This is a genomic window from Flagellimonas sp. (assembly GCF_965601775.1).
Classification (GTDB): domain Bacteria; phylum Bacteroidota; class Bacteroidia; order Flavobacteriales; family Flavobacteriaceae; genus Flagellimonas.
In genome coordinates, this window is record NZ_OZ271837.1 from 1,052,729 (window position 1) to 1,064,321 (window position 11,593).

Sequence of the window (11,593 nt, forward strand, 5' to 3'; positions counted from 1 at the left end):
CTGTTATAGATGCCGACCGATGCGGTCAAAGGAATCCAGCTAACTTTTGGTGGTCTTCGAGCGCCCATCCGGACTTTGACACTGGTTATTTTTCAACACAGGATGGTCATTCACTGGTATTTACCGAATTCGATAATGGTACCGCCTTGATCAGCGGTAGTACGGTATATGGAGATTGTGTTGTGGATGTCAATGTATATCTAAAGGATAAAAAGGACTGGACTGAGTGGAGTGCTGCAGGTGGAGAGTTCAAATCTGAAGGTTGCTCTGGAGCCAAGGCTGAAGACCTGCATTATTATTTGATTGATAGCGATTTAAGCTTTATATCCTCATCGGGAGGCAGTTGTTTGGGAGAAGGTGTTTTTAAGGTTACCAACCGTCCCGACCCGAACGACCCGCATACTCCAAAATTGGGGATTCAAGTGGGTCCTGGAGCTGCACTTTGGGATTCAAATACAGGACTGGACGGATTATCTGGATGGGGTTGGATAGGACCAGAGCATGATGAACGAAAGTGGGTCATGGACTTTAACTTTTTAATTAAATGCGATACAGAAGACCCTGACACGGACGGTGACGGTGTACCGGATGTAGTGGACATCGACGATGACAATGACGGTATATTGGACACAGTTGAATGTGAAATTGGCCAATTTCAACTGATTGAGGCCTCAGATATAGGATGTGGGGGCAGTGTTTCAAATTTTTCAGTTACCGACCTTGATATAAGTTCCCAATTTGGACTTGCTAATGGAAGTATTATTATTTCTGCTACCAATGTTATGACTACTGGGAGTGGAAGTTTTAGTGTACAAGAAAACAGTTCTACAAGATTTGTGTTCTCTGGTACGGTCCCAATTAAGATACGCGCCTCCCATTCCAGAGGTTTGGTTGCTATGGCCTCTGACGGAATAATTGCAAATGACAATGTTTCTTACCGATTGTTGTCAGGACTATCCAATGGAATTACTGAGGATAATAGTGGAAATATATTTCAGGTAACTTCCTCGGGAAAAAATAACTTTGAAGATTTTGTTTGGGAGTCCAATACTTTTGCCAATAGCATTGAATTCTTTACCACAAATCCAGCAAACTTCAATTCAATAACACTTAGTATTTCACCTGTTTCTTGTCCAGATACGGATAGTGATGGAATCCCGGACCAATTGGACATCGACAGTGACAATGACGGCATCCCGGACAATGTGGAGGCGCAGACCACCGCGGGCTACATACCCCCGAACGATGATGACGAGGCGACCTTTGCCGCGAACGACGGAGTGAACAGCGCATACCTTGGCGGACTGACACCGGAGGACACCGACGGTGACGACACGCCCGATTATCTGGACGACGACACGGACAACGATTTGGTGCCCGACAACAACGAGGGGAACGACTTCAACTTTGACGGGATTCCGGACCAGACCTTCACTGGAACCGATACGGACAACGACGGGCTTGACGACGGCTACGAGGGTAGCGATGTCAACGACGGCTTCGATGTGAACGACGAGATAGACGACCCGGCCAACGATTTGCCGGACACTGATGGAACGGAGGATGTGAACTATAGGGACTTCGACGATGACGGTGACGGCATCGACACCCCGGACGAGGATGCGGACGATGACGGTGACCCGACCAATGACGACACCGACGATGATGGGACACCGGATTACCTTGACCCAGACGATGACCGCGACGACACCGATGACGACGGGGTGCCGGACGTAGTGGACCTTGACGACGACAACGACGGAATATTGGATACTACCGAGGACCCGAACCTTGACGGTGACGACGACCCACTGACCGACCCGTTGGACAGCGACGGTGACGGCAGACCGAACCACTTGGACATCGACAGTGACAATGACGGCATCCCGGACAATGTGGAGGCGCAGACCACCGCGGGCTACATACCCCCGAACGATGATGACGAGGCGACCTTTGCCGCGAACGACGGAGTGAACAGCGCATACCTTGGCGGACTGACACCGGAGGACACCGACGGTGACGACACGCCCGATTATCTGGACGACGACACGGACAACGATTTGGTGGCGGACAACAACGAGGGGAACGACTTCAACTTCGATGGGATTCCGGACCAGCAGTTCACTGGAACCGATACGGACAACGACGGGCTTGACGACGGCTACGAGGGTAGCGATGTCAACGACGGCTTCGATGTGAACGACGAGATAGACGACCCGGCCAACGATTTGCCGGACACTGATGGAACGGAGGATGTGAACTATAGGGACTTCGACGATGACGGTGACGGCATCGACACCCCGGACGAGGATGCGGACGATGACGGTGACCCGACCAATGACGACACCGACGATGATGGGACACCGGATTACCTTGACCCAGACGATGACCGCGACGACACCGATGACGACGGGGTGCCGGACGTAGTGGACCTTGACGACGACAACGACGGAATATTGGATACTACCGAGGACCCGAACCTTGACGGTGACGACGACCCACTGACCGACCCGTTGGACAGCGACGGTGACGGCAGACCGAACCACTTGGACATCGACAGTGACAATGACGGCATCCCGGACAATGTGGAGGCGCAGACCACCGCGGGCTACATACCCCCGAACGATGATGACGAGGCGACCTTTGCCGCGAACGACGGAGTGAACAGCGCATACCTTGGCGGACTGACACCGGAGGACACCGACGGTGACGACACGCCCGATTATCTGGACGACGACACGGACAACGATTTGGTGGCGGACAACAACGAGGGGAACGACTTCAACTTCGATGGGATTCCGGACCAGCAGTTCACTGGAACCGATACGGACAACGACGGGCTTGACGATGGCTACGAGGGCAGTGACGTCAATGATGGCTACGACGTGAACGACGAGATAGACGACCCGGCCAACGATTTGCCGGACACTGATGGAACGGAGGATGTGAACTATAGGGACTTCGACGATGACGGTGACGGCATCGACACCCCGGACGAGGATGCGGACGATGACGGTGACCCGACCAATGACGACACCGACGATGATGGGACACCGGATTACCTGGATCCCGACAACGGTCCCGACACGGACGGTGACGGAGTACCGGATGTAGTGGACATCGACGATGACAATGACGGGATACTGGATGTTGTGGAGGAGCCCTTGGGCGACAGTGACGGTGATGGAAGGCCCGACAGCCTGGACATCGACAGTGACGACGACGGCATCCCGGACAACGTGGAGGCACAGCCCACGGTGGGCTATGTCCCCCCAACGGGCCAGGACGACGACAATGACGGACTGGACAATGCCTACGAGGGCAGCGGCGATGAGGGCCTCGACCCGGAGAACACGGACGGTGACGACACGCCCGACTACCTGGACGATGACTCTGACAACGATTTGGTGGCGGACGACAACGAGGGGAACGACTTCAACTTCGACGGCCAGCCGGACCAGCAGTTCACGGGCACCGATACGGACAATGATGGGCTTGACGACGGTTACGAGGGCAGCGATGTCAACGATGGCTACGACGTGAACGACGAGATAGACGACCCGGCCAACGATTTGCCGGACACTGATGGAACGGAGGATGTGAACTATAGGGACTTCGACGATGACGGTGACGGCATCGACACCCCGGACGAGGATGCGGACGATGACGGTGACCCGACCAATGACGACACCGACGATGATGGGACACCGGATTACCTGGATCCCGACAACGGTCCCGACACGGACGGTGACGGAGTACCGGATGTAGTGGACATCGACGATGACAATGACGGGATACTGGATGTTGTGGAGGAGCCCTTGGGCGACAGTGACGGTGATGGAAGGCCCGACAGCCTGGACATCGACAGTGACGACGACGGCATCCCGGACAACGTGGAGGCACAGCCCACGGTGGGCTATGTCCCCCCAACGGGCCAGGACGACGACAATGACGGACTGGACAATGCCTACGAGGGCAGCGGCGATGAGGGCCTCGACCCGGAGAACACGGACGGTGACGACACGCCCGACTACCTGGACGATGACTCTGACAACGATTTGGTGGCGGACGACAACGAGGGGAACGACTTCAACTTCGACGGCCAGCCGGACCAGCAGTTCACGGGCACCGATACGGACAATGATGGGCTTGACGACGGTTACGAGGGCAGCGATGTCAACGATGGCTACGACGTGAACGACGAGATAGACGACCCGGCCAACGATTTGCCCGACACGGACGGGACGGAGGATGTGAACTACCGTGACTTCGACGATGACGGTGACGGCATCGACACCCCCGACGAGGATGTTGACGAGGACGGCGATCCGACCAATGACGATACGGACGATGACGGGACACCGGATTACCTGGATCCCGACAACGGTCCCGACACGGACGGGGACGGTGTACCCGATGTAGTGGACATCGACGATGACAACGATGGGATACTGGATGTTGTGGAGGAACCTCTGGGCGACAGTGACGGTGACGGAAGGCCCGACAGCCTGGACATCGACAGTGACAATGACGGTATACCGGACAACGTGGAGGCACAGCCAACGGTTGGCTATGTACCCCCAACGGGCCAGGACGACGACAACGACGGACTGGACAATGCCTACGAGGGCAGTGGCGATGAGGGCCTCGACCCTGAGAACACTGACGGTGAAGATTTACCTGATTATTTAGATCGTAATTCTGATAATGATCCGCTTTTAGATAATGTTGAAGGAAATGATTTTAATGCTGATGGTGAACCCGATCAAATATTTATCGGAACAGATGCTGATAACGATGGACTTGATGACGGCTATGAAGGTAGCGATATCAATGATGGTTATGACGTCAATGATGAAATTGAGAACCCTGCCACAGATTTACCAGACGAGGACGGCAACGAAGATGTGGATTATCGGGATGCAGACTTCCAAGTAGAGGTAAATCAGCTAGTTACTCCAAATGGGGATGGAGATAATGATTTTCTGTTCATTAGGGGACTGGAGATTGTTAGAAGCAGTACTTTACAAATCTTCAATAGATGGGGTGTAAAGGTATACGACGGGGAAAACTACAACAATGTAAATAACGTATTTGATGGTCGTTCAAGGGGAAGGTCTACACTGAGCATTAACGATTTTCTACCCTCGGGGGTATATTTTTATATCTTTGAGTACGAAACCGATGAAGGCAGATTTACAGATTCCGAATTCTTATACATAAGCCAATAACATACTAAATATAGCATGGATAAAAGATATTTTTGGGTAATACTCTTGTTCCTTACTTTGAGCATGAACAACAGCAATGCTCAGCAAGACGCCCAATATACGCAGTATATGTTCAATACATTGAGCGTGAATCCAGCCTATGCCGGGTCAAGGGGTCAATTAAGCTTTGCAGGATTGTATCGTTCCCAATGGGTAGGTTTGGAAGGAGCACCAGAAACTTTCACAATTAATCTGCACTCTCCCATTCGAAATAGTAGATTGGGCTATGGAATTTCAATCGTAAATGATAATATCGGTGACGGTGTTGTACAAGAAACCTATTTGGATGCTGTCTTGTCTTATACCATTAATGTGGCCAGGGATGCCAAACTTTCCTTTGGATTAAAGGCTGGAGGAAATATGTTAAGCCTTGATTTTAATGGGCTACGTAACTTTGACCAGGAAGTGGTCAGCCAAGAAAATATCGATAATCAATTTTCACCGAATTTCGGCCTTGGAATATATTATCATACGGATACTTTTTATGCAGGTTTCTCAGCTCCTAATATATTGGAAACTGAATTTTTTGATAACAGCGGGGGAGATGCCAATTCGGTTAATTTTTTGGCTACCGAGCGAATCAATTTTTATTTCATTACGGGATATGTGTTTGACTTGAATGGCAATCTCAAATTTAAACCAGCTTTATTAACAAAAGCTGTTGGAGGAGCACCATTGCAAGTGGATATATCTGCAAACTTTTTGTTTGCTGACCGATTTAGTTTTGGGGCAGCTTATCGATGGGATGCGGCGGTGAGTGCATTGGCTGGATTTCAAGTTACAGACCAAATAATGCTGGGATTGGCATATGATCGTGAAACTACTGAATTGGGTGGTACCCAGTTCAATGACGGTTCATTTGAGATATTTTTAAGATTGGAACTGCTCAAGGCATTCCAAAGAACAGTTTCCCCAAGATTCTTTTAAAACCATGATATGATTAAAAGACTACTTTTAATTCTTTTAGCGGTGATGGGCAGTTCAATGTATGTTTCTGCCCAAGAAGAGGAAATTGAAGACAAACTACAAGCTCGGGTAAAGGCCAAAGCCGATGAGCGCTATGAGGAATATTCATTTAGTCCTGCAATAGATATTTATAAAAAGGTTCTGGATAAAGGATATACTTCACCAGATTTACTTAAACGTCTTGCCAATTCCTATTACTTCAATGCGAAATATGAAGAGGCTGCCAATATTTATAAAAAATTGGTGGAAACCTATCCAGATGATACTGAGGCAGATTACTTCTTTAGATATGCCCAATCCCTAAAAACCTTAGGGGAATACGAAAAATCAGCTCAGATAATGGCCCAGTTCAAACAGATGGCTTCTTCTTTGGAGGTAAACTTTGATGAGGACTATTTGGATAAAATCGAAGCCAACTCTGGCAGATATGATGTTGAACCTTTTAAATATAACAGTAAATACTCTGATTTTGCAGCTTCCTTTTATGAAAAGGGGTTGATTTTTGCTTCGGATAGGGATACTGGAAACCTAGCGAGATACAGACACACTTGGAATTCCCGTGATTTTCTGGATTTGTATAAGGTGGACGTGGATAGTATTTCTACTGACAATGTGGTGAAGATTGAGGGTGACGTGAACACCAGATTACATGAATCCACCTCTGTCGTCACAAAGGACGGTACGGTTATGTATTTTACACGGAATAACTTCCTGGACGGAAAAAAATATAAGGATGAAAAAGGGGTAATTCGACTGAAAGTTTACAGCGCTGAGTATATTGATGGTGAATGGACCAACATTATTGAACTTCCTTTTAATAGCAATTCGTATTCAGTTGCGCATCCCGTGTTAAGTCCAGACGAGAAAAGATTGTACTTTGTTTCAGACATGCCGGGCACCTATGGCGAATCTGATATTTTTATGACAGAAATTATTGGAGATGGCACTTTTGGACCTATAGTTAATCTTGGAAAAAACATTAATACCGGGGCCCGAGAGACCTTTCCTTTTATCACAAAGGAAGGCGTATTGTATTTTTCTTCAGATGGTCATTCAGGTTTGGGTGGATTGGATGTTTTTGCAACTAAAATTGCATTTGATGAGTATGATCAGCCGATAGTAAACGTGGGAAGACCTATTAATGGACCCACAGACGATTTTGCCTTTATTATTAACAATGAGGAAAAAGAAGGATATTTCTCTTCCAATAGGGAAGGCGGTATGGGAGAAGACGATATTTATCGATTTTTTGAAAATGAACCTTTGGTATTGGATTGTATCCAAGAAGTTACAGGGACGGTACGAGATCGTATTTCCAATGAAATCCTGGCAGGTGCTACAGTAATGCTCATAGATGAAGAAAACAGGGAAATCCTATCTACAATTACCGATTCCAAAGGGAATTATGTACTGGAATTGGATTGTTCCAAAGGAAATTTTGTTCGAGCTTCAAGGGATGGCTATGTTCCCGCCGAGGAGTATTTGACCAAGTCTTATGGAAAGCCGAGGATAGTTGACTTTTATCTCGAAAGAGACGTTGTTACCGGAGGCTTTGGAGATGATTTGGCCAAGCTGTTGCAATTAAGTACCATTTATTTTGACCTGAACAAGTACAATATCAGACCAGATGCCGAGATTGAAATCCAGAAGGTAATTGTGGCTATGGAAAAATATCCTAGTCTTAAAATTCAGGTAAACTCTCATACAGATAGCAGAGGAAACGATGCATATAACCTTTGGTTATCTAGAAAAAGAGCCGAATCCACAGTGGATTATATGGTTTCTAAAGGAATTTCAGCGGACCGCTTGAAGGGTGAAGGATTTGGGGAAACCCGATTGGTAAATGAGTGTGCCAATGGGGTACCATGTTCCAGGGACAAGCATCAACTGAACAGACGCTCGGAATTCATAATTTTTGAATAGAAAATAATACGATAACATACTGAAAAGCAGCTTATTTGGCTGCTTTTTTTATTTCAACAATATTTTCCAACAAGTTTCCACTGCGTAATTCTCTCAGTTCATGCCAGCAAAGCCGCCTTAGACAACATTTTTTTTACTTTTTCCCTGTTTCTAAGCAATTTGGCCCTAGATAAGGTCTGTTCCTCCTATTTCTAACACCTTTTTAGATTAAACAAACTAATGAGAGCAGATAACGCCAAAATATGGGTCAACAGAATTTGCGGGATCATTTGTCTCGCCCTTCTACTATGTTCTTCTATTTCGTATGCACAAACTACGTTTACGGAAAGCGCAGCAGCTTATAACCTTAACATTGGTGGTGGTAAGGATGGCGGTCATGCTTGGGCGGATTACGACCAGGATGGAGATTACGACTTGGTCGTAAATACCAACGGAGCAGGGTATTTGATGCGGAACGATGGTGGTTCATTTACCGATGTTACCGCTACGCTGGCACCAGATTTTAGTGGGGGAGGACTTGAGAGAACAGCTTTGTTTGTGGATTTCAATAACGACGGCTACCCCGATATTTTCAGAAATGATCATAATGATATTCGGATTTTCCTTCAAGACCCCGCCACCAATCGTTTTGGGGATGGAGTAGGGGGAACTTCGCCAAACCAAAGGTTTACATCACTCACAGATGGATTGAATTCTGAAGGTGCCGGAGCCCTTGACTATGATGGGGATGGAGATTTAGATCTATTTATCGACAACCACAATTACGGTATTGACATCCTGCAGAACGATGGAACTGGGTTTTTCACCCATGTAACCCGGAAGGCTGATAGCCCAAATCCACCCTATAATGTGGCAGACCCAACCACTTGGCCGTTAGGTCTTGTGCAGGATGCTACTGACGGAGACTATGGTTCTGCAACCGACTTCAACGATGATGGTTGGGTTGATATAGTAGTACGAAAACAGGGTCAAGTCGACTTATTTACAAATGTAGGTGGAACTTTTCAAGATGGTGTGGATATTGATGAGGCGGCAAACGGAAATAAAGGAGCGGTTGCCTTCGGGGATTTAGACAACGATGGCGATTTTGACATGTTCTGGACAGAAAATGGTGATAACCAGATTCATAGAAACAATGGAGATGGGACTTGGACCGCCATGGGAGCGGCCACGGGTATTCCAATCAATTTTCCAGGTCAAATTGAAGGTTTGGCTTTTGGAGATGTTGATAACGACGGGGATCTCGATATTTTTCTTACGGGTAACAGTACAAGCCTACTATATCTCAACAACGGTGGTTTAAGCTTTTCAGATTCTGGCTTATCGTTTAACACTAGCGGCGAAGGTTGTACTTTTGTAGACATCGACAACGATGGCGATTTAGACCTTTATCAGAATAGAAGTGGCAGCAATTCCCTATATATCAACAATCTTGGGGCAACTGCCAGGGCAAACCACGTTTATATCAATATAAAAGAAGACCGGGATAGTTTTGGTCTTACAGGTTCGGAAGAACGATTTGGTGTTGGGGCTACGGCTAAAATATTGGACTGTGATGGCAATGTCATATCAGGAACTAGGGAAGTTAATGGAGGTTTTGGCCATGGTACCCAAGAATCGGGAGTGATTCATTTTGGACTTCCAGGCGGCCCCAGTACGCCCATAGTTTTGGAAATTGGATATCCAAGAACTACTACGGGGAGAATAATTGTACGTTCTCAGATTACACCTTCTGACTTTAATAACGGAAATATCAACTTGGTGGACCTCCTGCCAGATACTTCGAACCTTCCACCTGTGGCCCAAGATGACAATATCCAGACAAATTTGGGAACCGATGTTGTTATTGATGCCTTAATTGATAATGGAAATGGAGTTGATTCAGACCCAGAAGGAAGTCCTATTGAGGTGATTTCGATTACTCAACCTTCCGACGGAACCGCAACCTTAAATCCTGACGGAACCATCACCTATAGTCCAGGAACTTTTGTGGGTTCCACTTCATTCACATATATCTTAGGAGATAATACCTTTTGCTCTTTTGCGTCCGCCCAGGATACAGCTACAATTTTCATTACAGTGCTGCCAGATAATGATTTGGATGGTATTGTGGATAGTGTAGATTTGGATGATGATAACGATGGAATCTTAGATTCGGTTGAATGTCCAAATGCACTAACAGTACTTTGGGTAACCGGAGGTACTGCGGGTACAGAAGAACAAAACACCATTGACAAACTCACAGCTTTGGGCTACACAGTTACGGTAGTAGACGACGATGTTGGTGGAAACGCCAACAATTATGCCGTAACCTTTATATATGAAGATGCCCTTAGTGGTACCGCTTTTGCAAATGTGGCGAATTTAACTACCACTGAAAGAGGGGTGATTACCAGTGAGACTTTTCTTCACGACGAGATATTGGGTGCAAATCAAGGCGCAACTAATAACACGAATTTAGTGAACATAACCAATAACACGCATCCAATTACTTCGGGATTATCCTTAGGAAATAATGATATAGGAGATGCCTCTTTTAGGGCAAATAGCTTGGCCTCAGGAACTGTTTTAGGGCTTCACCCAAATGGAGAGGTGGCTATAGCCGTTTGGGAGCCGGGAGCTGCCATGGATGTGGGAACTGCTCCTGGAAGAAGAGCAATTGTCCCTCATGCCAATAGTAATGGTGGGTTCAATGCAGCAGGGGAAGATTTACTGGTGAACGCGATTATCTGGACTTCACAAAGGGATACCGATCAGGATGGAATTGTAGATTGTTTTGATACCGATAGTGATGGGGACGGATGTGGCGATGCTGATGAAGCCTATGCGGACGCAAATACTGATTCTGACGATAATGGTACATTCGGTTCAGGAGCACCAGCGGTAAACGGTGACGGAACAGTTTCTGCAGCGTCCTATGCGACTCCTGCTGATCAAAATACAAATGGGATACCAGATTATCTGGAAGTTATCACCTCTCCCACAATTACTACACAACCCGTTGATATGCAAACTTGTCCTGGCTGTAGTACTTCCTTTAGTGTTACAGCGTCGAATGCCAATGTTTTTCAATGGCAACGGTTCAATGGTTCTTCCTGGGTCGATTTAACGGATTCAGGGATTTATTCTGGTTCAGGGACAGCGACTTTATCAATTGCCAATCCGACATCTGCTGAAAACGGTGAACAATATAGGGTTTTGGTATCCAATAACGCTTTGGTTTGTGAGGTAGTGACTTCAAATCAAGTTACCTTAACCCTAGCAGTTTCAACAGTAATTACAAATCGAAAAATTACATATCGAGTAAATCGAAACTAAGCAATTGATTGGACCTTACTTCTCGACAGTTAACTGTCAGTCTATTGTAATCGACAAACTACAGCATCGATATTTATTTCAAAATCTCAAGACTCCTGACATCCAAGATTCAGGGT

4 protein-coding genes and 1 pseudogene are annotated in these 11,593 nt (G+C 47.0%); 4 read left to right on the forward strand and 1 reads right to left on the reverse strand.

Annotated features, from left to right (window positions below):
* Positions 1-994 precede the first annotated feature (994 nt).
* The gene (locus ACSLUF_RS05085; RefSeq protein ID WP_435625869.1) at positions 995-1,174 is read right to left on the reverse strand and encodes a hypothetical protein; all 180 of its coding nucleotides are present in this window, start codon (positions 1,172-1,174) and stop codon (positions 995-997) included.
* Between ACSLUF_RS05085 and ACSLUF_RS05090 the strand changes: the two are divergent.
* From ACSLUF_RS05090 to ACSLUF_RS05105, 4 genes and pseudogenes are all read left to right on the forward strand, one after another.
* A pseudogene (locus tag ACSLUF_RS05090) lies at positions 1,137-5,231 on the forward strand (gliding motility-associated C-terminal domain-containing protein); the annotation flags it as partial. The gene ACSLUF_RS05085 and the pseudogene ACSLUF_RS05090 sit on opposite strands and share 38 nt — an antisense overlap.
* Before the next feature lie 15 nt (positions 5,232-5,246).
* Positions 5,247-6,197, forward strand: coding sequence for a PorP/SprF family type IX secretion system membrane protein (locus ACSLUF_RS05095; RefSeq protein WP_435625043.1), 951 nt, complete (start codon positions 5,247-5,249; stop codon positions 6,195-6,197).
* A 9-nt stretch (positions 6,198-6,206) separates the two neighbouring features.
* Entirely contained in the window at positions 6,207-8,159 is a 1,953-nt protein-coding gene (locus tag ACSLUF_RS05100; protein ID WP_435625044.1) for an OmpA family protein, read from the forward strand.
* Between the two features lie 219 nt (positions 8,160-8,378).
* Positions 8,379-11,477 carry an FG-GAP-like repeat-containing protein gene (locus ACSLUF_RS05105; RefSeq protein ID WP_435625045.1) on the forward strand — a complete coding sequence of 1,033 codons (3,099 nt, stop codon included), beginning with the start codon at positions 8,379-8,381 and terminating at the stop codon, positions 11,475-11,477.
* Positions 11,478-11,593 lie beyond the last annotated feature (116 nt).

Excerpts from the sequence above, each read along its gene's own strand:
- ACSLUF_RS05085 (WP_435625869.1), bottom strand. The coding sequence starts at position 1,174 with ATGTCCAATTGGTCCGGGATTCCATCACTATCCGTATCTGGACAAGAA.
- ACSLUF_RS05100 (WP_435625044.1), top strand. The coding sequence starts at position 6,207 with ATGATTAAAAGACTACTTTTAATTCTTTTAGCGGTGATGGGCAGTTCA.
- ACSLUF_RS05095 (WP_435625043.1), top strand. The coding sequence starts at position 5,247 with ATGGATAAAAGATATTTTTGGGTAATACTCTTGTTCCTTACTTTGAGC.
- ACSLUF_RS05105 (WP_435625045.1), top strand. The coding sequence starts at position 8,379 with ATGAGAGCAGATAACGCCAAAATATGGGTCAACAGAATTTGCGGGATC.